Origin of the sequence: Nocardia sp. CS682 (assembly GCF_004634405.1) — a bacterium.
Taxonomy (GTDB): Bacteria; Actinomycetota; Actinomycetes; order Mycobacteriales; family Mycobacteriaceae; genus Nocardia; species Nocardia ninae.
The window spans coordinates 231705-258703 of sequence record NZ_CP029710.1; the positions used below are offsets into that span (position 1 = coordinate 231705).

Annotated in this window: 29 protein-coding genes; 10 read left to right on the forward strand and 19 right to left on the reverse strand. The window is 68.0% G+C overall.

Annotated features, from left to right (window positions below):
- Position 1 precedes the first annotated feature (1 nt).
- Both DMB37_RS01080 and DMB37_RS01085 read left to right on the forward strand, forming a co-directional pair.
- Positions 2 to 961 (forward strand): ATP-binding cassette domain-containing protein, encoded by a 960-nt coding sequence (locus DMB37_RS01080; RefSeq protein ID WP_135231024.1) that lies wholly within the window; start codon positions 2 to 4, stop codon positions 959 to 961.
- Positions 961 to 1788, forward strand: coding sequence for an ABC transporter permease (locus DMB37_RS01085; RefSeq protein WP_240772182.1), 828 nt, complete (start codon positions 961 to 963; stop codon positions 1786 to 1788). The genes DMB37_RS01080 and DMB37_RS01085 overlap by 1 nt, the downstream gene beginning before the upstream one ends.
- A gap of 72 nt (positions 1789 to 1860) precedes the next feature.
- Here the strand turns inward: DMB37_RS01085 and DMB37_RS01090 are convergent, their stop codons facing one another.
- Positions 1861 to 2226, reverse strand: coding sequence for a VOC family protein (locus DMB37_RS01090; protein WP_135231025.1), 366 nt, complete (start codon positions 2224 to 2226; stop codon positions 1861 to 1863).
- 189 nt (positions 2227 to 2415) lie between these two features.
- Between DMB37_RS01090 and DMB37_RS01095 the strand changes: the two genes are divergently transcribed.
- Complete coding sequence (locus tag DMB37_RS01095; RefSeq protein ID WP_135231026.1) at positions 2416 to 2817, forward strand: NUDIX domain-containing protein; 402 nt, start codon at positions 2416 to 2418, stop codon at positions 2815 to 2817.
- A gap of 31 nt (positions 2818 to 2848) precedes the next feature.
- Complete coding sequence (locus DMB37_RS01100) at positions 2849 to 3346, forward strand: hypothetical protein (protein ID WP_135231027.1); 498 nt, start codon at positions 2849 to 2851, stop codon at positions 3344 to 3346.
- Positions 3347 to 3396: 50 nt separating this feature from the next.
- On the opposite strand, the gene DMB37_RS01105 is transcribed toward DMB37_RS01100, so the two are convergent.
- From DMB37_RS01105 to DMB37_RS01120, 4 genes are read right to left on the reverse strand one after another with little or no spacing between them, the layout of a single operon-like run.
- Positions 3397 to 3996: an ATP/GTP-binding protein gene (locus tag DMB37_RS01105; RefSeq protein WP_107656668.1), complete on the reverse strand. Its 600-nt coding sequence runs from the start codon at positions 3994 to 3996 to the stop codon at positions 3397 to 3399.
- The gene (locus DMB37_RS01110) at positions 3977 to 4351 is read right to left on the reverse strand and encodes a DUF742 domain-containing protein (protein ID WP_107656669.1); all 375 of its coding nucleotides are present in this window, start codon (positions 4349 to 4351) and stop codon (positions 3977 to 3979) included. The genes DMB37_RS01105 and DMB37_RS01110 overlap by 20 nt, the downstream gene beginning before the upstream one ends.
- Positions 4348 to 4773: a roadblock/LC7 domain-containing protein gene (locus DMB37_RS01115; protein ID WP_107656670.1), complete on the reverse strand. Its 426-nt coding sequence runs from the start codon at positions 4771 to 4773 to the stop codon at positions 4348 to 4350. The genes DMB37_RS01110 and DMB37_RS01115 overlap by 4 nt, the downstream gene beginning before the upstream one ends.
- 2 nt (positions 4774 to 4775) lie before the next feature.
- A complete protein-coding gene (locus DMB37_RS01120; protein ID WP_135231028.1) occupies positions 4776 to 7133 on the reverse strand; it encodes a nitrate- and nitrite sensing domain-containing protein in 2358 nt (785 codons plus the stop codon).
- A gap of 230 nt (positions 7134 to 7363) precedes the next feature.
- Here DMB37_RS01120 and DMB37_RS01125 point away from each other — a divergent pair, with 230 nt between their 5' ends.
- Positions 7364 to 8917, forward strand: coding sequence for a succinic semialdehyde dehydrogenase (locus DMB37_RS01125; RefSeq protein WP_135231029.1), 1554 nt, complete (start codon positions 7364 to 7366; stop codon positions 8915 to 8917).
- A 160-nt stretch (positions 8918 to 9077) separates the two neighbouring features.
- Here the strand turns inward: DMB37_RS01125 and DMB37_RS01130 are convergent, their stop codons facing one another.
- The 3 genes from DMB37_RS01130 to DMB37_RS01140 all read right to left on the reverse strand — a co-directional run bounded on the left by DMB37_RS01130 (position 9078) and on the right by DMB37_RS01140 (position 12316).
- A complete protein-coding gene (locus DMB37_RS01130; protein ID WP_107656672.1) occupies positions 9078 to 9467 on the reverse strand; it encodes a DUF779 domain-containing protein in 390 nt (129 codons plus the stop codon).
- Positions 9467 to 10984, reverse strand: a complete 1518-nt coding sequence (locus tag DMB37_RS01135) for an aldehyde dehydrogenase family protein (RefSeq protein ID WP_135231030.1) — start codon at positions 10982 to 10984, stop codon at positions 9467 to 9469. The genes DMB37_RS01130 and DMB37_RS01135 overlap by 1 nt, the downstream gene beginning before the upstream one ends.
- Positions 10985 to 11083: 99 nt before the next feature.
- Positions 11084 to 12316, reverse strand: coding sequence for a transcriptional regulator (locus DMB37_RS01140; RefSeq protein WP_135231031.1), 1233 nt, complete (start codon positions 12314 to 12316; stop codon positions 11084 to 11086).
- 190 nt (positions 12317 to 12506) lie between these two features.
- On the opposite strand from DMB37_RS01140, the gene DMB37_RS01145 reads away from it, so the two are divergent.
- Entirely contained in the window at positions 12507 to 12929 is a 423-nt protein-coding gene (locus DMB37_RS01145; protein ID WP_135231032.1) for an MmcQ/YjbR family DNA-binding protein, read from the forward strand.
- Positions 12930 to 12969: 40 nt separating this feature from the next.
- Here the strand turns inward: DMB37_RS01145 and DMB37_RS01150 are convergent, their stop codons facing one another.
- The 3 genes from DMB37_RS01150 to DMB37_RS01160 form a co-directional block, all read right to left on the reverse strand.
- Positions 12970 to 13293: a hypothetical protein gene (locus DMB37_RS01150; protein ID WP_107656676.1), complete on the reverse strand. Its 324-nt coding sequence runs from the start codon at positions 13291 to 13293 to the stop codon at positions 12970 to 12972.
- A 182-nt stretch (positions 13294 to 13475) separates the two neighbouring features.
- A complete protein-coding gene (locus tag DMB37_RS01155; protein WP_206055152.1) occupies positions 13476 to 14618 on the reverse strand; it encodes an alkaline phosphatase family protein in 1143 nt (380 codons plus the stop codon).
- A gap of 114 nt (positions 14619 to 14732) precedes the next feature.
- Positions 14733 to 15041, reverse strand: coding sequence for a nuclear transport factor 2 family protein (locus DMB37_RS01160; RefSeq protein ID WP_135231034.1), 309 nt, complete (start codon positions 15039 to 15041; stop codon positions 14733 to 14735).
- Between the two features lie 144 nt (positions 15042 to 15185).
- Between DMB37_RS01160 and DMB37_RS01165 the strand changes: the two genes are divergently transcribed.
- Positions 15186 to 16070, forward strand: a complete 885-nt coding sequence (locus DMB37_RS01165) for an LLM class F420-dependent oxidoreductase (protein ID WP_135231035.1) — start codon at positions 15186 to 15188, stop codon at positions 16068 to 16070.
- 60 nt (positions 16071 to 16130) lie between these two features.
- Here the strand turns inward: DMB37_RS01165 and DMB37_RS01170 are convergent, their stop codons facing one another.
- Complete coding sequence (locus DMB37_RS01170) at positions 16131 to 16523, reverse strand: helix-turn-helix domain-containing protein (protein ID WP_240772184.1); 393 nt, start codon at positions 16521 to 16523, stop codon at positions 16131 to 16133.
- 101 nt (positions 16524 to 16624) lie between these two features.
- Between DMB37_RS01170 and DMB37_RS01175 the strand changes: the two genes are divergently transcribed.
- Positions 16625 to 17365: an SDR family oxidoreductase gene (locus tag DMB37_RS01175; RefSeq protein ID WP_135231036.1), complete on the forward strand. Its 741-nt coding sequence runs from the start codon at positions 16625 to 16627 to the stop codon at positions 17363 to 17365.
- A gap of 57 nt (positions 17366 to 17422) precedes the next feature.
- Entirely contained in the window at positions 17423 to 18391 is a 969-nt protein-coding gene (locus tag DMB37_RS01180) for an NADP-dependent oxidoreductase (RefSeq protein WP_135231037.1), read from the forward strand.
- Between the two features lie 249 nt (positions 18392 to 18640).
- Here DMB37_RS01180 and DMB37_RS01185 read toward each other — a convergent pair whose 3' ends face one another.
- The 5 genes from DMB37_RS01185 to DMB37_RS01205 all read right to left on the reverse strand — a co-directional run bounded on the left by DMB37_RS01185 (position 18641) and on the right by DMB37_RS01205 (position 21333).
- Entirely contained in the window at positions 18641 to 18856 is a 216-nt protein-coding gene (locus DMB37_RS01185) for a hypothetical protein (RefSeq protein ID WP_135231038.1), read from the reverse strand.
- A gap of 60 nt (positions 18857 to 18916) precedes the next feature.
- Complete coding sequence (locus tag DMB37_RS01190) at positions 18917 to 19618, reverse strand: alpha/beta hydrolase (RefSeq protein ID WP_135231039.1); 702 nt, start codon at positions 19616 to 19618, stop codon at positions 18917 to 18919.
- 398 nt (positions 19619 to 20016) lie between these two features.
- A complete protein-coding gene (locus tag DMB37_RS01195) occupies positions 20017 to 20424 on the reverse strand; it encodes a hypothetical protein (RefSeq protein WP_135231040.1) in 408 nt (135 codons plus the stop codon).
- Positions 20421 to 20708 (reverse strand): hypothetical protein, encoded by a 288-nt coding sequence (locus DMB37_RS01200; RefSeq protein ID WP_135231041.1) that lies wholly within the window; start codon positions 20706 to 20708, stop codon positions 20421 to 20423. The genes DMB37_RS01195 and DMB37_RS01200 overlap by 4 nt, the downstream gene beginning before the upstream one ends.
- 28 nt (positions 20709 to 20736) lie before the next feature.
- Positions 20737 to 21333 carry a bifunctional 2-polyprenyl-6-hydroxyphenol methylase/3-demethylubiquinol 3-O-methyltransferase UbiG gene (locus DMB37_RS01205; RefSeq protein WP_135231042.1) on the reverse strand — a complete coding sequence of 199 codons (597 nt, stop codon included), beginning with the start codon at positions 21331 to 21333 and terminating at the stop codon, positions 20737 to 20739.
- 92 nt (positions 21334 to 21425) lie between these two features.
- On the opposite strand from DMB37_RS01205, the gene DMB37_RS01210 reads away from it, so the two are divergent.
- Positions 21426 to 23708: an excinuclease ABC subunit UvrA gene (locus DMB37_RS01210; protein WP_135231043.1), complete on the forward strand. Its 2283-nt coding sequence runs from the start codon at positions 21426 to 21428 to the stop codon at positions 23706 to 23708.
- 113 nt (positions 23709 to 23821) lie between these two features.
- On the opposite strand, the gene DMB37_RS01215 is transcribed toward DMB37_RS01210, so the two are convergent.
- Entirely contained in the window at positions 23822 to 25597 is a 1776-nt protein-coding gene (locus DMB37_RS01215) for a GMC oxidoreductase (protein ID WP_135231044.1), read from the reverse strand.
- Positions 25590 to 26471 (reverse strand): hypothetical protein, encoded by an 882-nt coding sequence (locus DMB37_RS01220; protein ID WP_135231045.1) that lies wholly within the window; start codon positions 26469 to 26471, stop codon positions 25590 to 25592. The genes DMB37_RS01215 and DMB37_RS01220 overlap by 8 nt, the downstream gene beginning before the upstream one ends.
- Positions 26472 to 26999: the final 528 nt, after the last annotated feature.

The following is a 26999-nucleotide window of genomic DNA, read 5'->3' on the forward strand; positions in this document are numbered from 1 at the left end:
AGTGAACGAATACGCGGTCTTCGCCGAGGGTCTGGGGAAGAGATACGGGGACAAACGCGCCCTGGACGGTTTCGATCTGACCGTGCGCCGCGGCACGGTGCACGGGCTACTCGGGCCGAACGGCGCGGGCAAGACCACGGCGGTGCGCATCCTGTCCACGCTGATCCGGCTCGATGAGGGCCACGCCACCGTGGCGGGGTTGAATGTGGCGCGGGAGCCGCGTGCGGTCCGCGCCCGCATCGGGCTCACCGGTCAGTACGCGGCGGTGGACGAGGTGCTCACCGGGCGGCAGAACCTGGAGATGTTCGGCAGGCTCTTCCATTTGGGCGGCAAGCGCGCCCGACAACGGGCCGAAGAACTGCTGGCCCAGTTCGGCCTCGTCGACGCGGCCGACAAGGGAGTCGGCGATTACAGCGGCGGCATGCGACGCCGACTGGATCTGGCGGCTTCGATGATCCTGGCACCGGAGGTGCTTTTCCTCGACGAGCCGACGACCGGGCTGGATCCACGCAGCCGAGGCGAGGTGTGGGAGTCGGTGCGCGCGTTGGTCGCCGACGGCACCACGGTCCTGCTCACCACCCAATACCTGGAGGAGGCGGACAAGCTCGCGTCCCGGATCACCGTGATCGATCAGGGTCGCGCGATCGCCGACAACACCCCGGACGGGCTGAAGAACACGATCGGCGGCGACCTCATCGAGGTGATCGCGGCCGACGCCGTCGACCTCCCCGCGGTGGCCAAGCTGGTGGCGCGGGTCTGTGACGGCGAACCCGACATCGACGAGGTACTGCGCCGGGTGCACGCACCCGTCGCCGACCGCGTCGGTGCGCTCACCGAGGTGGCGCGCACCTTGCAGGACGAACGAATCACGGTCGAGGACATCGGCTTGCGCAGGCCCAGCCTCGACGACGTGTTCCTGCACCTGACCGGACATCGCACGAGCACGGAGGCGGCGGCCTGATGATGACAACCATGGATCTCACCCCGGCGAAGTCGCGGTCGCGGGCGTACTGGGCGGTCGCGGACAGCTGGAATGTGGTGCGGCGCGGGCTGACCCACTATCAGCGGATGCCGGTGAACATCGCCTGGCAGCTCGGTTTCCCGATCCTGTCGGTGCTGTTGTACGGGTATGTGTTCGGCAGTGCGATGACGGTGCCGGGCGGCGGTGACTACCGGGACTTCCTGATGCCGGGCATGTTCGTCATGACGATGGCGTTCGGGTTCATCAACACCGCGACGGTGATGGTGCACGACGCCACGAAGGGGGTCATCGATCGGTTCCGTTCGATGCCGATGGCGCCGTCGGCGGTGGTGGCCGGGCGCGGTGTCACCGATTTGATCGTGGCGTGCGCGGAGCTGACGATCCTGATGCTCACCGCGCTGGTCATCGGCTGGCGTCCCGAGGGCGGCATCCTCGGTGGGCTGGCGGCTTTCGCGCTGTTGCTGTGGTTGCGGTTCGCACTGATCTGGGTCGGGGTGTGGCTGGGTCTGATGGTGCCGAATCCGGAGGCGGCGGGCGGGCTGTTCGCAGTCGCCTTCCCGCTGACGATGATCTCGAGCATTTTCGTTGCGCCGCAGCTGATGCCGAGCTGGCTGGGCGTGATCGCCTCGTGGAATCCGATCTCCTCGACGGTCGCGGCCACGCGTGAGCTGTTCGGTTCACCGTCGGGTAGTGGCGATTCCTGGATCGAGCAGCATGCGCTGCTGATGGGCGCGGTGTGGCCGCTGATTCTCACGGCGGTGTTCCTGCCGCTGGCGGTGCGTCGTTTCCAGCGGCTGAGCCGGTGACCTAGAAAGACGTTCGGTGCCCGGCAGTTTCGTCACTGCCGGGCACCGGACGTGCCAGAACTCGGGGTCCATTCAGTCCAGACAGAACTCGTTGCCTTCGATGTCCTGCATCAGCAGGCAGGACTCGTTGTCCTCATCGGCCTCCAGCAGGTGCAGGCGTACCGCGCCGAGCGGAATCAGTCGTGCGCACTCGGCCTCCAGGGCGGCCACGCGCTCCGCCCCTACGAGCCCGGTGCCGACCCGCACATCGAGGTGCACCCGGTTCTTGACCACTTTGCCCTCGGGCACGCGCTGGAAGTACAGGCGCGGGCCCACTCCCGTGGGATCGACGGCTGCCGTCCCTTGGTGCTCGTAGCCCAGCACCTCCGACCAGAAGCGGGCGACGCGCTCGGGTTCGGCGCAGTCGAAAGTGACTTGGATCTGTTTGACCGACGTCATCGGTTCACCATAGTGGCGCACTCCCCGGAGGAGACACTGAATTTCCTCGCCCCAAACGGAGTACACTGCCGCCCCAGGCGCCGGGGGTGCACAGCCGCGGCACCGCGGCGCTGCCGACCGCCGCGGTGCCGCACGCAATTCGCCGGTGTCGCTCTGAGTGCCCGGTCCGTCACTGGTTAGGGTGCGGGGGTGGACGGGCAGCTGATCGACACAGTCGCATGGGTGCGGATCGAGGGCGGGCGGATCCTGTGTGCGCGCCCGCGCGGCAAGGATGTGTTCTACATCCCCGGCGGCAAGCGCGAAGGCACCGAGACCGATCTGGAGACGCTCGTGCGCGAGATCGAGGAAGAACTCACCGTCGCGCTGCTGCCCGAAACAGTCGCGCATGTCGGCACCTACGAGGCGGTGCACGCACCAGCGGAACGTCTGGTGGTGCGGATGAGCTGCTACACCGCCGACTATCGCGGCACCCTCGCCGCCAGTAGCGAGATCGAGGAGATGGCGTGGTTCAGCTACGCCGATCGGGCGCTGGTGCCGCCGGTGGATCAGTTGCTGTTCGACGATCTGGTGGATGCGGGCCGATTGCGCTGAGCCACCGGCACAACCCGCTACGGTCGGCGATATGAGTGTGTTCCCGGCCTGGCTGCGCGGGGCGGCGTACGCCCTGTGGGCGCTTCCCCTAGCGGTCGGCCCGGTCGCCCCGCGACTACGCGTTCCTCGGCGACTGCTCGGCGAACCCATCACTCCGCGTGACCGTTTGGCAGTGCGTGCCACGGTGCACCGGGTGCTCAGTGGCGCACTGGGATTGGTGACCTGGTTCGTGGCGTTCCTGGCCGTGCTCGCCATGGTGCGCGGCGTCCTGTACCCGCTGGTGGCCTCCGACGACTACGAGAACTCCTGGGGCGGGCCCACATTGGCCGGTGCGTGGGCCGTGCACGCGCTGCTGGGTCTTGGCTTGCCGCCGGTGTGTTTGCTGCTGCTGACCATGCTCGGCGCGCTACAGGTGCGACTGGCGCGCGCGGTGCTCGGCCGGGCGGGCTCCCGCTGGCCGATACCGGTGACGGTGGTGCTGTGCACCCTGGGTGTGCTGCTGTTTTTCGTCTGGCTGAGCCAGGTGTGACCCGGTGAAAAGGCTTGCGCCCCGGCAGCTCCGACGGCCGGGGCGGGCGCTCAGGTGGTGACCGCCGACGGCTGCACCCGCTCGATGAGGTGCTCCACCAACGTCATCAGGACCAGCTTGCACGAGCCGCGGTCGCGGGCATCGCACAGCAGTACCGGCGTGCTCGGGTCGAGATCGAGCGCGTCGCGCACCTCGTCGATGGTGTAGACCGGTGCCCCGTCGAAGCAGTTGACGCCGACGATGAACGGCAGCCTGCGCCGTTCGAAGAAGTCCACGGCGGCAAAGGAATTGCCGAGGCGGCGGGTGTCGGCCAGCACGACCGCGCCGAGGGCGCCGCGGGCCAGTTCGTCCCAGAGGAACCAGAAGCGGTCCTGTCCCGGCGTGCCGAACAGATACAGCACCAGGTCTCGGTCGATGGTGAGCCTGCCGAAGTCCAGGGCGACCGTGGTCGTTGTCTTCGATTCCACGCCGGACAGATCGTCGACGCCGGTGCTGACCTCGGTGATCAGCTCTTCGGTGCGCAGCGGCGCGACCTCGCTGATCGCCGAGACCATGGTCGTCTTGCCGACGCCGAAGCCGCCGGCGACGAGGATCTTGACCGAGGCGGCCAGGTGCGGCGTGCCGCTGGGGTCAAAGTTTTCGGATTCCATCCAGTACCGCTCGCAATATGTTGAGGTCTTCGGGCCCGGCTTCCGTCGGTACGGGAGCACGGAATATGAGTTGCCCGTCGCCGATGAGGTCGCCGACGAGGATCTTCGTCACCGCGAGCGGTAAACGCAACTGTGCCGACACTTCGGCCACCGATTGCGAAACACGGCACAGCCGAAGGATATCGGCGTATTCGGGTTCCATTCGGCGCAGCGGGCTCGCCGATTCGTCGGTGACCACCGACGTGAGCATGTCCAGTTCGGGGCCGGCCGCGCTGGTGCGCCCGCGGGTGACCGCGTAGGGGCGCACCAGCGGGCCTGCCGCCTCGTCGAACCAGGGCTCACGCGGGTGCGTCATGGCAGATTCGACTCGCCCTGTCCGACGAGATCACGCCGTGGCGTGGTGGACAGATAGGTGCCGACACGTTGCACGGTGAGGTTCATTTCGTAGGCCACCATGCCCAGGTTCGCGGACTCGATCGCTTGCAGCGCAAGGCATGCGTTGTCACCGGCGGAGGTGACGAACAGCACGGCCCGGTCGAGTTCGATGACGGCCTGGCGGACCCCGCCGCCGTCGAATCGGTTGCCCGCGCTGCGCGCGAGCCCGTAGAGCGCCGAGGACATCGCGCCGAAGTGTTCGGCGTCTTCGCGGGTCATCGCGCTGGAGCGGCCGAGTAACAGTCCGTCGGTGGACAGCACCACCGCGTGGCGCACCCCGGCCAGCCGGTCGACGAGATCGTCGAGCAACCAATTGAGATCACCTGTAGGAGAAGCGGACACTCCTAACCTTCCTGTTCGTCCGAGACCACAGCGGAGCGTCGGCCCTGCCTGGTCCCGTTCTCGATGGCGGACATCAGATCGCGTGCTTGTTCGGCGGACCGGGCGGGCGGCGCCGGGGCGGCGGGCTGCTCGGGCGCGGGTTCGGCCAGTTGCGGGGCCAGATTGGTTTGCCTGCTCCGGCGGGGCAGGGCGGGGCGTCCGTCGCCGTCGGGGCGCGGCACGGGGGGCTGGTGTGGGCGTGGGCCGTAGGGCGGCGGGGATTCGATCGCCAGTGTCGCGACCGCACCCGTTGCGGGCTGGCTGGATTCGACGGGTTCTGGCGTCGGGGCCGTCATGCGCCGTCGCCGGCCGGGGTCGGTGAGCTCGGCCGGGGTCTGTGCGGGCACCGAGTCGGTGACGATCAGGACCGAGGGGATGAGCACGATCGCTTTGATGCCACCGTAATCGGATTCGGAGAGCCGCACCGTGACACCGTGGCGCACGGCGAGCTGGGCGACCACGAACAGCCCGAGGCGCGAGTCCGCCGACAGGGCCGCGACACCGAAATCCGGTGGGGTGCGCAGCATGTCGTTGAGCCGGGTGAGTTCGGACTCGGGCATGCCCATGCCCTGGTCGCTGATCTCGGTGACCACGCCCTTGCCGACCACGTTGCCGCTGACCTCGACGCGCGACTGCGGCGGGGAGAAGGCGGTGGCGTTGTCGACGAGTTCGGCGAGCAGGTGGATGAGGTCGGCGACGACGGTGCCGACGACGTGCACCTCGGGCAGTCGCGAGACCCGAACCCGTGCGTAGTCCAGGGTTTCGCCGACCGAGCTGCGTACCAGGTCCATCAGCGGGACCGGGTTGCGCCACTGCCTGCCTGGCTGGCCGCCGCCGAGGATGGTGAGGTTCTCGGCGTTGCGGCGTTCCCGGGTGGCCAGGTGGTCGAGCCGGAACAGGGTGTCGAGCAGCGCCGGATCCTCTTGGCGCCGTTCGGCTTCGTCGAGGATCTCGAGCTGGCGGTGCACCACGATCTGGCTGCGGTGGGCGATATTGAGGAAGACCGCCTTGACGCCCTCGCGGGTGCGGGCCTCGGCGACCGCGGCGCCGATGGCGGCGGCGTGCGCGTGCTGGAACGCCCGGGCGACCTGGCCGATCTCGTCGTGGCCGAAGTCCAGGACCGGCGTTTCGGCTGCGGGGTCGATGATTTCGCCCTCGTTGAGCCTGCGCATGGTCTCGGGCAGTCGTTCGTCGGCCATGGCGAAGGTCTGCCTGCGCAGCCGCTTGAGCCTGCGGATGATCCGGTTGGCCAGCACCAGCGCGATCAGGAAGGCCGCGATGCTGACCACCAGCACGCCGCCGCCTGCGTAGAGCGAGTTGGCGGCGGAGGTGTTGGCCTTGTCCTCGGCCAGTTCCTGGGCGTGCTTGTTCTGCGAGATCCAGACATCGATCAGGGTGCGGTTCACTTCGGCGGCGGCGTTCTGCCACTCCGTCGTGGTCATCGGCAGCGGCTGCTGTTTGCTGCTGCTGGAGGAACTGCTGCTGCTCGACGAACTGCTCGGCGAGCTGTTCGCGGCGTTGGCCTGCGCGGCCAGAGAGCGTTGCGCGAGTGCGGTTTCCATCAGCGACAGCTGCTGCCAGGCGTTGCTTCCGGTGAGCTTCTGCAGCCGGTCGTGCTGGGCGCTGGCGGCGCCTTGTTCGCTGGCCAGGTACCCGATTTCGGTGTGGTAGAAGCCGACTTGGCGCAGGAACTCTTCGATCGGGATGGCGGCGGGGCCGTCGTTGGTGGCGAGCATGACACCCAGGGCGTTGCTGCGGGCCATCGCCTCGGCGGCGTTGAGGAAGCGCATGCCGTCGGCGATCGCGACGCCGATCTCGGTGTCGGGCGCGGTCTGCTCGGCGATTTCGGTGCCGACGGAGATGACGTCGAGCAGCCGGTTGTAGAACATGTAGGCGTCGGAGGGTTGCAGTTGGCCTGCGTCGGTGGCCATCCGCACCTGGGTCATCTGGCTGAGCAGGGTGTTGAAGCCCGCGACGTCGTCGCCGATCTTGGAGTCGTCGACCGCGCGCAGCCCGGCCGAGATCTCGATCAGCCCGCGCATCGCGCCGTCGAGGCGGATCCGCGCGGCGGCCAGTGCGGGCGGCACGGTGTCGTCACCGGCGAGCTGGGCCAGGGCCAGTCGGCGTTCCTGCTGGACCGCCTCCATCAACTCCCTGGTGTGCGGGATCGCCTTCTGGTTCTGCACCGCCCACTCTCGGGCCGTCGTCCCTTCGGCTACCAGGTACCCCGCTGCGCCCACGCCGACTACAAGCAGAGTCAAGCTCGGAATGAGCGCGATTGCCAGGATCCGCGTACGAACCCCGAGCCTCGCTCTGAACATCGGGACAACCTAAACCACAAAACGGACCGCCTGTCCGTTGTGTCCCGGTGAGTGGGACTGGAATTGACTTTGCCGCGCCGACCGCGAATAAGCGACATTTCGGGCCGAATGGGCGACGATCGGGCACGATGTGAAGGGCAATGACTTCTGACTAGGCCCGGTCCGGCGTAGATTGTGTGTATCTCTCGGTTACACAAGATCGCATCGATATACACCTGTAGGAGGCAACGATGCCCGCGCCCGAAGCCGCAGTCTTCGACCGTCTGAGCGCGCTGGCCGCGATAGAGCGCCCGGAAGACCGCTCGCGCAAGACCATTGCCGAGACCTTCACCGGTCACCCGCTTGGCAGCGTGCCGGTGGGCACCGCCGAGGACGTGGCCGCGGCGTTCGAGAAGGCCAGGACCGCGCAGGCCCGCTGGGCGGCACGCTCGGTCGCCGACCGCGCCGCGGTGCTGGAACGGTATCGGGCGCTGATCGTGGAGCACCGCGAGTTCCTGATGGACGTGGTGCAGGCCGAGACCGGCAAGGCGCGCTGGGCGGCGCAGGAAGAGATCATGGGCCTGATCTTCGCGGCCCGCTATTTCGCCAAGAACGCCGCGAAACTGCTGAGCCCGCACAGCGTGCCGGGTGCGTTCCCGGTGCTCAACCGCACCTCGGTGCGCACCCAGCCCAAGGGCGTCGTCGGTGTGGTCGCGCCATGGAACTATCCGATGCTGCTCTCGATCGGCGACTCGATCCCGGCGTTGATCGCGGGCAACGCGGTGCTGGTCAAACCCGACAGCCAGACCCCGTTCTCCTCGCTGGCCAACGCCGAGCTGCTCTACCGCGCGGGCCTGCCGCGCGATCTGCTCGCGGTGGTGCCCGGCCCGGGCACCGTGGTCGGCACCGCCATCGTCGAGGGCTGCGACTACCTGATGTTCACCGGCTCCTCGGCGACCGGGCGCACCCTGGCCGAGCAGTGCGGGCGCAGGCTGATCGGCTTCTCCGCCGAACTCGGCGGCAAGAACCCGATGATCGTGGCCAAGGGCGCGAACCTGGACAAGGTCGCCAAGGCCGCGGTGCGCGCGTGCTTCTCCAACGCCGGGCAGCTGTGTATCTCGATCGAACGGCTCTATGTCGAGCGCGCGATCGCCGAGGAGTTCACCGAGAAGTTCGTCGCCGCCGTCAATGCCGCGAAACTCGGTGCGGCCTATGACTATTCGGCCGACATCGGCTCGCTGATCTCCGAGGCGCAGCTCGAGACCGTCACCAAGCACGTCGCCGACGCCACCTCCAAGGGCGCGAAGGTGCTCGCCGGCGGTAAGGCCCGCCCGGATCTGGGTCCGCTGTTCTTCGAACCGACCGTGCTCGCCGAGGTGACCGACGAGATGGAGTGCGGGCGCAACGAGACCTTCGGCCCGCTGGTCTCGATCTACCCGGTCGACACCGTCGACGAGGCCGTGCGCCTGGCCAACGACACCGAATACGGCCTCAACGCCAGCGTGTGGGCGGCCAGCAAGTCCGAGGGCGAGCGCATCGCCGCGCAACTGCACGCAGGCACCGTGTGCGTCGACGAAGGCTACGCCCCGGCGTGGGGCAGCACCGCCGCGCCGATGGGCGGCATGGGGATCTCCGGGGTCGGGCGCAGGCACGGCCCCGACGGGCTGCTCAAGTTCACCGAACCGCAGACCGTGGTGGTCACCCGTTTCCTGAATCTGGATGCGCCGCCGCTGGTTTCGCAGGACAAGTGGCAGCGGTTCCTGATGACCGTCGCGCGCAGCCTGCGGTTCCTGCCCGGTCGCTGATGTCGACGTCCGCCGGGTGGTCGTGCGCCCACCCGGCGGACGCCGCCGCCGGTTTTCTCCGAGGAGCGCCGGTCCGCCCGCGCGCGGCGAGTGCGGAGGTTGGCCCGCCCCGCGCGATCGTCCGGTTCGATGGTGCGGGCTCGGAGTATCCCGGTGGTCTCTAGGTCAGCCGATCGGCGCCGGTGCGTGGCGGCGGCAACAGGGCCGCTTCCTGATCGGTGAGCAGCCGGGACCGGATGACGAAGCGCACCCCGTCGGGCGCCTCCAGCGACAGGCCGCTGCCGCGCCCGTCCACCACGTCCACGGTCAGGTGGGTGTGCTTCCACACCTCGTATTGGTCGGCGCTCATCCAGAATTCGGTGTGCCAGGGCAGGTGACCGAGCAGCACGTCGGCGCCGCAGATCCGGAACTCGCGCACCGGAAAACACATCGGTGCGGTGTCGTCGTCGGATTGATGGAACAGCACGGCTCCGTGGTGTTGGATCAACTGCCGCAGCACCGTCCGGGCCCGTTCGGTGATGGCGATCCGATGGGTTCGATATTGCTGCATCAGAAGAACCCCAGTTTCGTCGGCGAGTAGCTGACCAGTAGGTTCTTGGTCTGCTGATAGTGGTCCAACATCATCTTGTGGTTCTCGCGGCCGATGCCGGATTTCTTGTAGCCACCGAACGCGGCGTGCGCCGGGTGAGTGTTGTAGCAGTTGGTCCAGACCCGGCCCGCTTTGATGGCGCGGCCCATCCGGTAGGCGGTGCTGCCGTCTCGGGTCCACACGCCGGCGCTCAGACCGTAGAAGGTGTCGTTGGCGATGCGCACCGCTTCCTCGACGGTGTCGAACCGGGTCACCGCGACCACCGGTCCGAAGATCTCCTCCCGGAAAACCCGCATGGTGTTGTCGCCCTCGAAGACGGTGGGCTGGATGTAGCAGCCGCCGGGCAGTCCGTCGACCTTGCGTGCTTCTCCACCGGTGCGGACGCGGGCGCCCTCCTCCCTGCCGATGTCGATGTAGGACAGGATCTTTTCGCACTGCTCATTGGTGGTCTGGGCGCCGATCATGGTGGTGTCGTCGAGCGGGTCGCCGCCGATGATGGCCTCGGTGCGGGCCACACAGCGGGCCAGGAACTCGTCGTAGATCGAGGAGTGGATCAGCGCGCGCGACGGGCAGGCATACACCTCGCCCTGATTGAACGCGAACATCACGAAACCCTCGATCGCCTTGTCCAGCAACGCGTCGTCGGCGGCCATGATGTCGGGCAGGAAGATATTGGGGCTCTTGCCACCCAGTTCGAGGTTGACCGGGACGATGTTCTCGCTGGCGTACTGCATGATCAGCCGCCCGGTGGTGGTCTCGCCGGTGAAGGCCAGCTGCGCCACCCGCGGGCTGCAAGCCAACGGCTTTCCGGCCTCGAACCCGAAACCGTTGACCACGTTGAGCACTCCCGGCGGCAGCAGGTCCGCGATGAGCTCGATGACGAGCAGGATCGAGGCCGGGGTCTGCTCGGCGGGCTTGAGCACCACGCAGTTACCCGCGGCCAAGGCGGGTGCGATCTTCCACGCGGCCATCAGGATCGGGAAGTTCCACGGGATGATCTGGCCGACCACGCCGAGCGGCTCGTGGAAGTGGTAAGCGACGGTGTCGCTGTCGATCTCGGCCACCCGGCCCTGCTGAGCGCGGATGGCGCCGGCGAAGTAGCGGAAGTGGTCGACGGCCAACGGTAGGTCGGCGGCCAGTGATTCGCGGACCGGTTTGCCGTTGTCCCAGGTTTCGGCGACGGCGAGGGGTTCGAGGCTGCGCTCGATCCGGTCGGCGATCTTGTTGAGAATGGTCGCCCGCTGGGCGGGCGAGGTGGCGCCCCACCGGCCGGCGGCGGCATGCGCGGCCTCGAGGGCCAGGTCGATGTCTGCCGCGCTGGAACGGGCCACCGCACAGAATGTTTCGCCGTCCACCGGGGAGGCGTTGTCGAAGTAGCGGCCCTCGATGGGCGGGGCCCAGTCGCCGTCGATGAAGTTGTCGTAGCGGGTGGCGAAGCTGACGATGCCGGAGTCGGACCCCGGTCTGGCATAGATCATGACACTCGCTCCTCACAGAATCACTCTGAGAGGGCCACTATGACCGGTGAAGGTTGGTACGAGGTTGGTGTGCGCAGGTCAACCTCGCGCACGAGGGGTTCAGCTGTGCATCGCGGTGTGCAACCGGGCAGCGACCACGGCGCGGCGCACGTCGTCCAGGGGCAGCAGCCGCAGCGCGTGCTCGTGCACCTCGATATCGCCGGGTGCGCGTTCGCCGAAGGCCACCGCGTGTTCGGCGCGGTCGCTGGCCAGCACCGCATTGCGCACGCCCACATCGAGATACGCGCGCCACTGCACCACGCCGGGGGTGTCCGAGCCGGGCAGCAGCGGGCCGCGGTAGAGCCACACCGCCGAGGTGGTGTCCCCGGCGGCGACGGCGGCCAGCAAGTCCACCGCATCGCAGGCGACCGGCCCGGTCAACAGGTAGCGGCGGTTGGTGATCTCGCCGCCGGTGGCGCGGCGCAGGTGCGAGACATCGGCTTTGAGGGTGCTCGTGGACACCGCACGGTCGCCGTAGACGGCGGCGTGCAGTTGCTCGGGGGTGAAGCCGTCGGGTTCGAGGGCGAGCAGCGCCAGGATCTCGAGCTGGCGCGGCGGCAGCGGGACCGGGCGGCCGTCGCGGATCAGCCGTGCGGTGCCAAGACATTCGAGGCGCACGCCCGGGGTCGGCGCGGGTTCGGCCACGCGCAGCATGGTTTCCACGGCGGTCACCAGCGCCCGCACCGAGGTCATCACGGCCGGATGTGAGCGGTCCCAGGAGCTGGACAGGTCGAGCACACCGACCTGGCTGCCGTCGGGGGCGTGGATGGGTGCGGAGTAGCAGACCCAGCCGTGCAGGGCGGCGACGAGATGTTCGGCGGAGAACACCGAGCAGGCGCGGTCGTCGTGCAGCGCGAGGGAGAGCCCGTTGGTGCCCATGTGGGATTCGTCCCAGCAGCCGCCGGGGGCGAAGTTCACGTTCTCGGCCTGCCTGCGCAGGGTGCGGTCGCCGCAGGACCACATGATGGTGCCGTCGGCGTCGGTGACCACGGCCAGATAGCCCGCGTCCTCGGTGATGCCGCGCAGGTCACTCGACAGTTCGGTGATCGGGGTGCGCAGTGGCGAGCGCGCCCAGGTGTCGCTGATGTCGTCGAGGCCGGGCGCGACGGTGACCGACGGGTCGACGCTGTGCAGCGAACGCTGCCAGGAGCGGGCGACGTCGGTGCGTAGCAAGGTCGTTCGGGGCGGGGGCGTGGCGATACTCGGAGCCGTAGCCCAGCGCTCCCATTCCTTCTCCAGTTCGGCCCGCTGTTGGGTCAGGGTGCGGAACTGTGCCACCTTGGGAAACCCCATCGTCGTGTGAGCTCACATTCGCTCTCTCATTCTGGCGTACGCACGACCGGAACGGGAGGGATTAACGGCAAACCGAACGGTCCCCATTGGTTGGGGCCGTGTCGCCTCGGCGTGGCGGGTGCGTTCGCCGCGAACAGTATGCGCGGCCGGCGTTCGCGGCGGTGTCGGGGTGCGTCGCTATGCTGCTGGGATGGCTACCGTTTCGCGGCGGGCCCGGGTCGCCGACGTGCACGAACTGGCGTCGGCCATGCCGTATGTGACACGGGTCGACGGGCCGAGTGGCAACGCCGTGTATCAGGTCGGCGGTAAGTCTTTCGTGTTCTTTCGCACGCCACGTCCGGATGCGTTCGATGCCGAGACCGGGGAACGCTACAGCGATGTGATCGTGATCTGGGTGCCCTCGGAGTCGGATAAGCAGGCGCTGGTGCAGGATCCGCGTTCGCCGTTCTTCACTACCGCGCATTTCGACGGTCACCCGTCGGTGCTGGTGCGCGGCAGTCGAATCGGTGAGCTGACCTATCGGGAGTTGTCCGAGGTCGTTCAGGATGCGTGGTTGTCGCGGGCATCGCGCAAACGTGCCAACGACTGGCTGGCCGCACACCCGGCCCCCTGATCGGCAGTCGATGCGGCGTTGCATCGACTGCCGGAACGGGTCACTTGTTGATGAAAATGCCTGCGACGTCGGCGTTCTTGATGGGGGTTTCGGCGTTGCGCTGGCCGCCGCACAGCAGGTCGACCGAGACCATGGTCGCGTCGACGACGGTGCCCGCGGGTTCGCGCTCGTCGTTGGTCTGCTGCTTGACGAATTTGGTGATCGTCATGCGCTTTTCGTCCTGGTTCTGCTTGACGTACTCGTTGCACGGGGTGTCGCCGCCGCGGTTGAGGGCGCGCTGGACGTCGGTGCAGCCGGCGAGCATCAGCGCGACCGCCGCGATCGCGAGGCCGGTCCGTCCGGTCCGTGACAGCGTGGCGTTCATGTGCTCCTCCTGGATGCTTCGTCGCGCGGCCGTCCGCGTGATCGCGTCCAGCCTAGAGCCACGGACCGTCCGCGTGTCTCGGCCTGGGCTCGGCGGGTCGCGCGGTGGGGGCAGGTTCGGCAGGGCGCCGTCTGTTCCTGGTCATCGCGGTGCCGCGACACCAGTCCCGGATCACCTCTCGTTCAGCAGCGGAACGTGAGCAGTGGGACGCCGAGTTCGGCGGGGGTGAGGGAGCCGTGGTGGCCGAGCATGATCGATTGAATGGGTTCGGCGCCGCTGCGGATGATGCCGCCGGTGCCGCGGGCGGCGACCACGAGGTCACCGATGCGGTCGGCGATGTGCGGGGCGACGACGGGGCCGAACCAGCCGCGGTCGATGGCTTCGGCGCGCGACAGTACGGCGAAGTCGGTGCCGAGGATGTCGCGCCAGGCGGCGGCGACGTCGGGGGTAGCGCCGGGCTCGGTATACACATGGCGTACCCGGGGTTCGCCACCCAATTGCTGTACGCCGGTGCGTAGTTCGGTGTGGTTGTCGAAGTCGATGCGTTCGTCGAGTTCGACCATGCCGTGGTCGGCGGTGACGAGCAGCGCGGCCCCGGGCGGCAACCGTTCGGCGATCTCGGCGGCGAGGCGGTCGACGTGGGCGAGTTCGAGCAGCCAGGCCGCCGAGGACGGTCCGCGCACGTGCCCGGTGGTGTCGAGATCGGCGTGGTAGGCGTAGACCAGGGAACGGCTGCCCGCGCGGATCGCGGTGCCGATGCCGTCGATCAGGTCGCCGATGGAGAAGTTGGGGCGGAACTCGCAGCCGCGCAGCGACGCCCGGGTCAGTCCGGAACCGTTCTGGTAGTTCGGTGCGACCTGGGTGACGGTGATCCCGTGGGCCGCGGCGCGTTCGAATACCGTTGCGGTGGGCTGGAATTGCTCGGGCACCAGTTCGCGGAGCAGGTCGACTCGTTGGCCGTCGCCGTGCAGCTGCCAGCGCAGCGCGTTGACGAGGCGGTCCTGGCCGGGCACCCGCAGCAGGTAGCCGACGATGCCGTGTTCGCCGGGTGGCACGCCGACGCCGAGGGAGCTGAGACTGGTGGCGGTGGTGCTCGGGAAGCCGGCGGTCAGCGTGGTCGAGGCCAGGCCCGACAGGAACGGTGCCGCAGCGGGGTTGGCCGCCAGTGCGTGCGCGCCGAGCCCGTCGATGAGCAGCACGCACACCCGGTCTGCGGTAATGCCCAGCCCGAGCCGATCGGTCTCGCCGGGCACGCCGAATCCGGCGAGCAGCGAAGGGAACACATCAGCCAGGGAGCCCGTTCCGTAACGGGGCGCGTCGAACACGAGGTTCAGGATGTCAAGATCGATACCGCGCGGGCAAGGCCGCACCGAGGACCTCATCTCGGGAGCCCCACCACAGTGCGGATCCCGAGACAGGGTGCGGATCTCGGCGCACGGTCACGCTTGGCCGGTCTCGAAGCGGGCTACTTTGCCGTCGCGGACGGTGAAGCGCCAGCTGGTGCGCATGGAGCCCCAGCGGGAGTTGGTGTAGTCGGCGACGAGTTCGGTGCCGCCGTCGCCGATGGACTCGACCTGCATGTGGCCGTTGCTGCCGAAGACTTCCGAGTCGGTCCACTGCCGGACATTGCGTTCCTTGCCGTCGTCGGACATGGTCGCGTCGTCGGTGAGCGCGGCGAAGAGCCGGTCCTGGTCGTTGGCGTTGAGTGCGTCCACGAATTCCTGCACCACGGGATCTAGCTCAGTCATCTGGTTACCCCTCTCGGATCAGGTGGCGGAGCATCAGCGGGAGAGCAGCAAATCTCTGGCGTCCACTGTAGGGCAGATCGGGGACCGCCGCCGGGATGGCCGGGCTTGCGGTGCCCCGCGCCGCCTGCTGGTAGACAGGACGGTGTGACCGCACAGCGTGCATTCCGGTTCGGTGTCAACATGGTGGCGCCGGACTCCCGGGGTTACTGGATCGAAAAGTGCCGCAGGGCCGAGGAACTGGGTTACGACGTGATCGGGGTGGCCGATCATCTGGGGTGTCCCGCGCCGTTCCCGTCGATGATCCTGGCCGCCGAGGCGACCGAACGGGTGCGGTTGAACACCTTCGTGCTCAACGCCCCGTTCTACAATCCGGTACTGCTGGCCCGCGATATCGCCGGTGCCGATCAGTTGACCGACGGGCGGGTGGAGATCGGCCTGGGCGCGGGCTATGTGCAGGCCGAATTCGAGGCCGCGGGTATCCCTTTCGAGAGCGGCGGCAAGCGCGTCGACCACCTGGCCCGCACGGTCACCACGCTGCGCACCCTGTTCTCCGACCCCGAATATCAGCCGCGTCCCGCCCAGCCGTCCGGGCCGCCGCTGCTGCTCGCGGGCTGGGGTAACCGGCTCCTGCGCCTGGCCGCCGAGCATGCCGACATCATCGCGTTCCCGGGCGCGTCGGCGACGGAGAACGGTGGTCCGCTGCACTTGGCCGGGATCGGCGAGATGGGCGAGAAGGTCGAGTACGTGCGGGGCCTGCTCGGTCAGCGCGCCGACAGCGTGGAGTTCAACATCCTGATCCAGCGGGTGGTGCCGCCGGAGGAACGCGCCGCGGTGCTGGAGTTGTTCGGTCCCGCGTTGCCCGATGATGTGGCTGACCATCCCGAAGAGTTGCCGACGTTGTTGATCGGTACGCCCGAGGAGATCGCCGAGCGGGTTCGCGCGCACCGGGATCGCTATGGCTTCAGCTACATCACCGTGCTCGAGCACAGCATGGAGCAGTTCGCGCCGGTGATCGAGCTGTTGCGCTGAACCGGACGTAGCGGGCGGTGACGCTGCCCGGCGCGGTTGCGGGCAGCGGCCCCGGTGTGCCTACGGAGCGGGGTGGGATCGCCGGGCTTCTTCGATCTCGTCGAGGTGCTCGTAGGTCCAGACGCAGATGTTGTTGACGATGTCGCGTAGCTTCACCCCGGCGGGGGTCAGGCGGTATTCGACGCGGGGCGGGATGGTCGGATAAGCCGTGCGTTCGACGATGCCGTTTCGTTGCAGGCTGCGCAACGACTGGGTGAGCATCTTCTGGCTGATTCCATCGATCTCGTTGAGCAGGACACCGAATCGCACGGTGCGCGCGCCGATCACGTTGATGACGAGCAACATCCATTTGCTGGCGATGTCCACGAATACTTCGCGGGCGAGCGTGCCTGCCTGTGTGACGTCCATCTCTGATGGTGTCGACGCACCATCGAAGACCATATTCGTTTCCATCAGGTTCCTTACCCACTGGTAGGTGCGTTCTTGCTGGTCATAGCTTAGTTACTTATGGTGACAAAGTCACTAAAAGTGCATATATCCAGGAGGTGGATGCTATGACCGAGCGTCTTGCGGGAAAGGTGGCGCTGATCAGTGGCGGCGCACAGGGCTTGGGCGCCGCGCACGCCCGCGCGATCGTCGCGGCCGGCGGCAAAGTGGTGATCGGCGACCTGAAGGACAACGAGGGCCAGGCGTTGGCCAGGGAACTCGGTGCCGATCACGCACGTTTCGTGCACCTCGATGTCACTGCGCGAGCAGAGTGGGACGCGGCGGTCTCGGCGACGATCGCGGCCTTCGGCGCACTGAATGTGCTCGTCAACAACGCCGGCATCCTGCTGCATGCGTCGATCGAGGAGCTCACCGAGCCCGAGTTCACTCGCGTGCTGGCGGTCAATCTCACCGGAACGCTGCTCGGGATCCAGGCCTCGCTCGAGGAGCTGACGCGTGCCGCGCCGTCGTCGATCATCAACACTTCCTCCACGGCCGGGCTTGTCGGCAGTCCGGGAATCGCCGCGTACGCGGCGTCGAAGTTCGGTGTCCGCGGGTTGACCAAGAGCGTGGCCGCCGAGATGGCCGCGCGCGGGATCCGCGCCAACACCATCCATCCCGGACTCGTGCGAACACCGATGATCGCCGATGTGCCCCAACAGGTGTTGGCCCCGCAGATCGGGCCGATCGGCCGGGTCGCCGAGCCGGCGGAGATCGCGGCACTGGTGGTCTATCTCGCCTCCGACGAGTCCGCCTACTCCACCGGTGCGGAATTCATCGCCGATGGCGGAGTCACCACGATCCGGTGAGCGCGCCGAATCCCCCCTGTGCCGTACAAGGAACCGAGCCCTGTCAGGAGCATCCTGATGAAAGCCATTGTCTTCGACACCTACGGTCCGCCGGAGGTTCTGCACACGGTCGAGGTGCCCGTCCCCGGCGTCGGGCCGAACCAGATCCGCGTCCGCGTCGCCGCGGCCACGGTCAATCCGCACGACCTCATGGTGCGTGCGGGCGACTACGACGCCTATTTCAGCCCCGACACCCCTGTTCCGCGCCGTCCCGGCATGGATGCCGCCGGTGTCGTCGACGCCGTCGGATCTCGCGCCGATACCCGTGTGCAGGTCGGGGACAGTGTCGTCGCGATCGTCGATCCGTTCAGCGCCTCCGGTGGCGCCTATGCCGAGTACGTGACTGTCGACGCCGACCAGGTGGTGGCCGCCCCCATCGGTGCCAGTGCGGTCGAAGCCGCCACCTTGCCGCTCAACGGCCTGACCGCCACCGGTGCGCTCGACTCGCTGAATTTGGCTGCGGGCGCAACGCTCTGGGTCACCGGCGCGGCCGGCGGAGTCGGCGGCTTCGCCGTGCAGCTCGCGCGAACGCGGGGACTTCATGTCATCGCCGATGCCGCCGCGGCGGAGATCGGCACCCTGCGCAGGCTGGGCGTGCACACCATTGTCGACCGCGACACCACCGATCCCGCCCGCCCGGTCCTGGCTGCGCGCCCGCGCGGGGTCGACGCCATCCTCGATGCCGCGTTGCTTCAGCAGCAGGCGCTGCCCGCGCTCGTCGGCACCGGCACGATCGCCGTACTGCGCAATCCCGGGCAGCGCGATACCGCCGAACTCGACCTCGCCGACACGCGCATCAGGGTCACCCACCCGGTGATCACCGACCACATCCACCACACCGGCCAGCTCCAACACCTGTCGGACCTGGCCGGCGACCACCTCCTTGCGCTGCGCGTGTCCGGCACCTATCCCGCCGATCAGGCCGCCGACGCCCATCGGCGCCTCGGGCAAGGCGGGTTGCTCGGGCGACTCGTGCTGACCTTCTGATACCGAAGCGTCGATCGCAAAACCTCGTGCACAACGCGGCGCGCGAACGAGTGCCTCTCGCAGCACTGGCCGCAGCGGTATCGGCCGCCGGCACCGAGGGTCCGGCCGACGTCGGCCCCGCGCCGGTGAGCAGCCCGGCGGGGCATGTCCGGATCCGGCACGTCCACCTGGGATGTTCGTCGACGCGGGCGGGACTGTCTTCGACGCCGATGGTCCACTCGCAGGGCCCGGCCGTCGCCGGTCCGCGGGCTATGGGCAGACTGCGGCTTGGATGGAATTGGCCAGCGGCAGTAGGGGACTGGCGGCTCCGCCGGTGGCCTCGATCAGCAGGACCAGGGGATAGCTGACGATCGAGCATTGGGGCGAGGGCGGCGCCGGGGTGGCCCCGGCCGCTCCGGCACCGGTGATCACGGCTCCGGCGATCAGAGCGCTGGCGATGGTGGTTCTGGTGAACAGTGTGCGCATGGCGATTCCCACTCTCTTCGGGTGAACTTTCATTGCAACCCGCCTGTGCTGCGGGGCCTGTTATCGCAGGGCGGTGATCTCGCGGGCGGCGGCGTCGATGAACTCGGTGACCGGGCCGGGCTGGGAGGCCAGGGAGGCGTGGCCGGCGTCGAGTTCGAGGATCTGGCGAGCATTCATTCGCGCCGCCATGCGACGTTCGTTGTCGGGGTGGATCATCCGATCGGCGGTGGAGACCTGATACCAGGACGGCTTGTGCTTCCACGCCGGCGCGGACACCGTGTCGGCGAAAGTCGAACCCAGCGGTGCTTTCTGGGTGACGGCCATGACCAGTGCTTCGTCCTCGGGCAGGTCTTGGGCGAAGCTCTCGCCGAACTTGTCCTGCGCGATCCACAGGTAGCCATCGGAATCGGCGGCGATATTGTCGAACGCCGCGGGAGGTCGCTCCTGGCTGATCTGGCCGGGGCTTTCCCCCGCGTCGGGAGCGAACGCGGCGAGGTAGACCAACCCGGCCACGTTCGGCAGGTCGCCGGCCTCGGTGATCACCGCCCCGCCGTAGGAATGCCCGACCAGCAGTACCGGGCCCGGGATCTGCGCGACCATTTTCCGCGTCCGCTCGGCGTCCTCGGCGAGCGAGGTGAGCGGATTCTCCACCGCGTGCAGCGAGGCGTACCCGCGGCGGTGCAGTTCGACGATGACCTTGGCCCAGTGGGCCGCACCGCCCCAGAATCCGTGAACCAGAACGATGGCGGGTTGCTCAGCCATATCTGCGACTCCTTCGTGTCGTGGCCTGGTGCGGCCGAATGCGCGGTCGGCGCCGCGACTTCAGCTCTGCCCCGACAACGCTGTCGGCAGCGACACCGGTGGCGAACCGACATTGTGTCGGCCCGGCATGTGGGTGCCATCGCAGCCCGACGGCACCCGTCCGACCGTGGTCTATCCAGCGGTGATCACGCAAGAACGCACCGATCAGTGCTCAAGGCACCAGTGGGAAACCATCGAGAGCATGGCGTCCGTCCGACGTTCGCGAAGTGGCATAGGTCATAGCTCACGGACCAGGAATGCGGGAGTGCCCGACACAATTCCGCGATGGCCGCCGAGCCGGCCGGGCGCGGGCTGGATGTTTGCTGGAAGGCGGTCCGCGCCCCGGTCGCGGTGGTCAGTCAGGGCAGCGGGTCGATGATGACGCGGGAATCGAGCTGGCGCAGCTTTTTCGGGCGTGCGGTGAGACAGGGCCAGTCGCGGGCGATGGCCTCGTGGGTGGCGTGACCGGCAGGCAGCAGGGCTTCGGCGTTGGAGCTGCCCGCGAGCGCGGCACCGAGGTGGTCGGCGGCGGCGCGATCGAAGGCCGGGACGATGGTGTGTGGCAGTTCGAGCAGCGCCGCGAGGATGTCGAGCCGGTCGGCGGGAATGTGGGCGCGGGCCACCCCGAGGACGGTGGCGGGCACGACGATGGTGTTGCCCGCGTTCACGGTCGCCCACACGACGGCCTGGGCGTAGTTGGCTTGGTTGGCGAACCCGATGACGGCGGCGGTGTCGAAGACGACACCGCCCAGGGCCGCGGAGATCACGCGGCGCCGGCGTGCGGACTGCCAGCCTCCTCCTCGGATAACGGCGGTAGACCCTGCACGGCGCGGGCGCGGTTGATCAGATCCAGGGGCGGGCGGCCACCGAGGACTTGTTCGAGCTTGGCCAGCGACTGCGCCCGGCTGATCCGGCCCTGGACCGCCTCGGACACGAACGCCGACACCGACTCGATGCGGCCACCCGCGCGCCAGCCCTCGAGCGTCGCAACGAGTTCTTCGGGCAGCGTGACGGTGACCTTCCGCGTTTTCGGCTCCCGAGACGATGGCATACCACGACTGTATCGCGGCGGAGTATCGCTAGCGAGGGGTCACCTGGGCGGGTTTGTGCCAGAGCAGGGTGTAGCGCAGCAGCGGGCGGCGGCGGATGCGGGCGCCGGGCAGGATTTCGGTGGCGGCGGCGCGGATCTCGCGATAGGTCTCGTCCGGGTCGCGCATCGCGGCGTCGGGGTCGGCCAGTTTCGGCCGGTGCAGGGTGTCGATGGCCACGATGGCCGGCAGCAGCGCCAGATACGGGAAGTCGGTGCGCAGGGCGAACTTCCAGAGGCCGACGACGGCGAGGGTGCCGCCGGGGGCGACGAGTCGTTGCAGGGCGGTGAGGCCGTCCTGCAACGGGACGTGATGCAGGCTCGCGACGGCGGTGACGAAGTCGAAAGTCTCTGGGAGGTCGAGGAAGTCGGCCTTGGCGACGGTGAGGTTCGGCGCGGCCGGCACCGTGGCGAGGATGGCGGGGTCGACATCGACGCCGTGCACGGCCAGGCCGCGGCGAGCGATCTTGGTGGCGAGAAGGCCGTCGCCGCAACCGATGTCGAGCGCGGTGCGGGCATCGGCGGGGATCTGCGTCAGCAGCCAGCGGTGGTAGTGGGTGTTGTGGTTCCAGTAGGGATCGTCACGCACGCCACGAGGGTAGGGGGCGCAGTAAAAATCTAGTGTGATCTGCGTCACAATCACCCGCGCAAAATGTCGGTACCTGGTGGCAAGGTGTCGGTATGCCTTTTGCCGAATCCGCTGTTTCCACCGATGTCATCCGGGTCGTGGGAGCCAGCGAGCACAATCTGCGCGACGTGTCGCTGGAAATCCCCAAGAACAAGATCACCGTGTTCACCGGAGTGTCCGGGTCCGGCAAGTCCTCGATCGTGTTCGACACGATCGCGGTGGAGTCGCAGCGCCAGCTCTATGCCACGTTCCCCGCGTTCATCCTGAACTTCTTGCCCCGCTACGAACGCCCGCACGCCGAGGCGATGGAGAACCTGACCGCGCCGGTGATCATTGATCAGCAGCCCGTCGGTGGCGGCCCGCGCTCGACGGTGGGCACGATGACCGACATCTTCTCGATGGTGCGGGCGATGTTCGCCCGATTCGGTTCGCCCTCAGCGGGTTTCGTCTACAACTACTCGTTCAACGTGCCCCAGGGTATGTGCCCGGACTGCGACGGCCTCGGCATCACGGTGCGCGCGGATCCGGATCGGCTGCTGGATCGGACCAAGTCGCTCAACGAGGGTGCGATCCTGCTGCCCGGCTACGGGGTCGGCGGCGGGGAATGGCAGCTCTACGGCAATTCTGGGCGCTTCGATCCGGACAAGAAACTCGCCGATTACACCGCCGAGGAGTTCGAGGATCTGTTGCACGGCTCCGGCGGCAAGGTGGAGCTGACCTTCGCCAAGGGCACCTGGAAGGCCAATTACGAGGGCATCGCCACCAAGTTCACCCGCACCAGGCTGCAACGCGACACCTCGACGTTGAGCGAGAAGACCCGTGAGCAGATGCGGCAGTTCCTCACCGAGGGGATCTGCCCGACCTGTCACGGCGCCCGGCTCAATGCGGCGGCGCTGGCCACGAAGATCAACGGCCGCAATATCGCCGACTGGGCCGGCTTGCAGATCACCGACCTGATGGTGGTGCTCGACGAGATCACCGATCCGGGCGCGGTCGGGCTGGCCGCCGCGATCCGGACCTCGCTGCAGCGGGTCGCCGACATCGGGCTGGGCTATCTGAGCCTGGATCGCCCGACCTCGACGTTGTCCGGTGGTGAGGGGCAGCGGCTGAAGATGATCAAGCATCTGTCGAGCACGTTGATCGGGATGACCTACATCTTCGACGAACCGAGCGTCGGGCTGCATCCGCGCGACGTCGGGCGGTTGAACGATCTGCTGAAGGCGTTGCGGGACAAGGGCAACACGGTCCTGGTGGTCGAGCACGACCCCGACGTCATCCAGATCGCCGACCACGTCGTCGATGTCGGGCCGCGCGCGGGCCTGCACGGCGGGCAGGTGGTGTTCGAGGGCAGCTTCGCCGAACTGCGGGCCGCCGACACCCCGACCGGCGCCGGGCTGCGCAGGCCGTTCCGCGTGAAGGACACCTTCCGGGCGGCCACCGGTGAGTTGCTGATCGAGCACGCCGATCTGCACAACCTCAAGGATGTGACCGTCGGGATCCCGACCGGCATCCTGACCTCGATCACCGGGGTGGCCGGCTCCGGCAAGAGCAGCCTGATCCGGGATGTGTTCGTGGTCGAACACCCCGAGGCGATCTTCGTCGACCAGTCGGCCATCGCCGCCTCCTCCCGGTCGACGCCCGCGACCTACCTGGGCTTGATGGATCCGATCCGCAAGCTGTTCGCCAAGGCGACCGGGGAGTCGCCGGGGCTGTTCAGCTTCAATTCCGCGGGAGCGTGCAAGCAGTGTGAGGGTCGCGGGGCGATCATCACCGAGATCGCCTACATGGATCCGGTCACCACCCACTGCGACGCCTGCGACGGCCGCCGCTTCTCCGACGACGTGCTCGCACTGACCTTGCGCGGCAAGTCGATCGCCGACGTGCTGGAGCTGACCGCGGAAGAGGCGCTGGTGTTCTTCTCGGAGAAGGCACTGAATGCCAAGTTGCGCACCATGAACGAGGTCGGGCTGGACTACCTGAGTCTCGGCCAGGCCATGAGCACCTTGTCCGGTGGTGAACGTCAGCGGATCAAACTCGCCACCCAGCTGCAGAACACCGGCTCGGTCTACGTGCTCGACGAACCCACCACGGGCCTGCACATGTCCGACGTGGACACCTTGCTCGCACTGCTCGATGGTCTGGTGGACCGCGGCAACACGGTGGTGGTGATCGAACACAACCTCGATGTGGTGGCGCACTCGGACTGGGTGATCGACCTGGGTCCCGACGGCGGCAAGGCGGGTGGTGAAGTGGTGTTCACCGGCACCCCCGCCGAACTCTTGAACCATCCGACCTCGCTGACGGGGCAGTACCTCCGGAAGTACAAGGAGGCGTAGCGCGCCGGTGAGGTCCATGATCAACGGGACATGGTGGCGGCAACGTGCGAGAAGAGCCCGCCGCTGTGTCCCGTTGATCATGAAACCGCGCTACTGGCGGGACACCATGGCGGTTACAGGTCCAGTTGTGCCAGGCGGGTGGTGATGCGGGGGTCGGTGGTGACGATGGGTGCTTCCTTGTCGACCCAGGGATCGCCGCCGAAGTAGAGCTGGAACAGTTTCTCCGCGGTGCGGGTGGCGAGCGCTTGGGTGGACAGGGTGGGGTTGGGGCCGCCGAGGGCGTTGGGGAGGGCGGAGTTGTCGGCGATGAACAGGCGTTTGACCCAGCGGGCCTCGGCGTTGGCGTCGAGGACCGAGTTCGCGGCGGAGGTGCCCATGCGCATCGAGGAGTGCACGTGCAGAAGCAGGGGCGCCCAGTCCATGCGGTAGACCTGTTTGGCGCCGGCGGCGCGCATGATCTCGGCGGCTCGCCAGGCCATGAACTCTCGGTTGGCGAGGGTTTGGGGTTTGCGTTGCCGGCGTGCGACGTCGATCTTGGCGGGGGCGCCGTTCTCGTCGGCGGGGAACAGCGAGGGGGTGATCCGGTTGCCGGGTTCGACGTGGTCGTCGGTGATGACCAGGAAGTTCAGCAGGTGGTCGATGCCGCCGGCGAGCAGGTCGAGCAGTTCGTTGCCGACCAGGCGGCCCGCGCGCCCGTCCCAGGGGCCGGCCGGGCCGCGGCCGTTGTCGTAGACCCCGCGAACTCCGCTGTCGGACAGGCACATCGAGAAGGCCTGGATGGCGGGGGTCAGGCCGACGTTCTCGATGCCGCCGTGGCCGGGGAACTCGATGCGGGCGGCGGAGTTGGCGCCTTTGGAGTTGCCGGTGTATTCGTCGAAGGCGCCGACGACCCAGTCGAGGAAGTGGTCGGTGTGGCCGCGGCCCACCCAGTCGTTGGGGTTGGGCAGGCCGCTGTTGAACCACAACCGTGGGCTCTCGGTCGCGCCGCCGGCCAGCACCACCGTCGTGGCGTCTTCGGTGAACTGTTCGCCGGTGGTGTTGTTGCGCCAGGTGACCCCGGTCGCCACCACGTCGTTGCCGCGTTGCCGGGAGTTGATCGAGGTGGCGAAGGAATCCGCGATCAGCTCGACCGGTTTGCCGCCGGGGCGTACCGCGTCCGCGGCGAGACCGAGCGGTATGTAGCTGTTGTCGGTGGAGCGTTTGGCGACCAGGTTGCGGGGCGCGTGGATCGGTTCGTAGCAGCCTTGGAAGCAGTGGCCGCAGAATGTGCAGCCGGTCGCGGCGGGGTAGGTGAGCAGCTCGGCGCGGTCGGTGCGGCCGGCGTTGCCGCCTGGCTGGAGGATCGCGTTCTGTTGTGGCCGGAAGGCGATGCCGGTGGTGTTGCGTGAGGTCTGTACGGAGAGTCCGGCGTTTTCGCAGCCGCGGAAGGTGAGTGCTTCCTTGGTGCCCATGGCCGCGGTCTGCACCGGCAGGGTCGCCTCGACCCACTCCAGGTAGGGCACGAATTCGGCGTAGCTGAAGGGAAATTCGTGCTCACGATCGTAAGCTGCGGCGTCCGGACCTGAATAGCCTCGGAAGACACCGGGATACGGGCGGGGGCAGTTGCCGAAATAATGGACGGTGGTGCCGCCGACTCCGGACAGCTGCCAGGCGTAGAGGTTCGACGCCCACTCCCGAAACCACCCGGGTTTCCGGCGATCCTGCGGACCGAAGCGCAGAAAACCATCGTTGGGATTGTTGGCGTCGTTCTCCGCGTGCGACCACTGCGACCGGGGTGCGGCGTGGCGTGGACCGCCTTCCAGCAGCAGCACATCCAGTCCACGCCCGGCCAGCTCGGCGGCGATCACCGGGCCGCCGCCGCCCGCGCCGATCACGATGACATCACGCATCCGCCGGTACCTCCCTGCGCCCTTGGTAATAGCCGATCAGTTCGGGATGGCCCTCGACCAGCCCGTCCGGGCGGTACCCGGTGATCTCCCACGCCGGTGGCCGCGCGGTCACGGTGCGCGTGACCGGGTCGAACATCTCCATTTCGGAGTAGACGCTGAAGGCCGCGGCTTCGAGGATGAGCCCGCCGGCGAAGCGCAGGAATCCGGTGCCCGTGCCGCGCATCGGTCCGGGCAGTGCGCGGTCGACGATCGAGACCAGGGCCGGGATCGGGCGTTCGAGCAGTTCGAGGACGCGGCATTTGTCGTGCAGGCTCAGCCGGGCGAACGGGGATCCCAGCGGACCGGCCAGGGTGGTGGGTGCGACGAGCAGTGCACCGAAGTTCAGCGCCAGCGTCAGCAGAACCGACAGCGGCAGCACGCGATCGGAGTAGCGGTAGCCCAGCGCCTGATCGATCCGCCAACCTTGCTCGGGAGTGACGCCGAGCAGTTGGGGTGCCGGTATGCCGAGCTCATCGAAGGATTGGGCGAAACCCAGGGCCAGCGGTCTGGTCAGCTGATCGCCCGCGGCCAAATAGTTGTCGAACAGGTCGCGCATGAACTCACCGCCCCCGACCTCGATCGGACCCGGCCCTGGCCGCGGCGTGCCCTGCACGCGGGACCATTCGTCGGGCCCCGGGAACACCATCACGCAAACTCCGCGCAGGGTATCGAGTACCACGGCGTCGACGGCGGCGAACGGGCTCGCCCGCGCCACCGGGGGTGTGAGGGCGCCTGACGCCAGTGCTCCTGCGCCCGCGCAGGCCATGAACCAGGCCATCCGCGTCAGGAAGTCCCGGCGATCGACACCCGTGAGAGCACGATCCTCGTTCGACATCGTGACCCCCTGTGATCGGAGTCCGGAATGGCCTTGTTTCACGGTATCGGCGTCGCGGTGCCCTGCTGGGCGGACTGCTCGATAATCGTCGCATTGCACAACGCACGTCGGCTTCCAATTGTGAACGGCCCCAAGGGTTCTAGTATGCGCACTGCGTATTCAGGTGGCGGGCCGCGCCTGAAAGCGGCAGCGAAATCTTGCGCGACACGGCAATTCACGCATGCCGCGTTGATGCAACAGCAGCCCGGTCCAAGGGGGTGGCATAGGTCTACGCCATCGCCGGTGATGGGTGCGGCCCAGGCATCGGCGCGGCCACCGCGCTGCGGGCCGGGCGCTGTGCGAGGCGTCCCGTTGTGCGCACAGACTGCGGCGCGGCTTCCGGGGGCCGGCACGGCGACGCACTGCCGCGTGAGCGGCGCGTTCGGTCGCCGATCGCACACAGTGGCGATGCGCGGGGAGGGCAACGCCGCGGCCGGGCGCGGGTGTGCGATTTCCTTACGCGCGCTAAGCGGTGAACGGTGGGCGAGT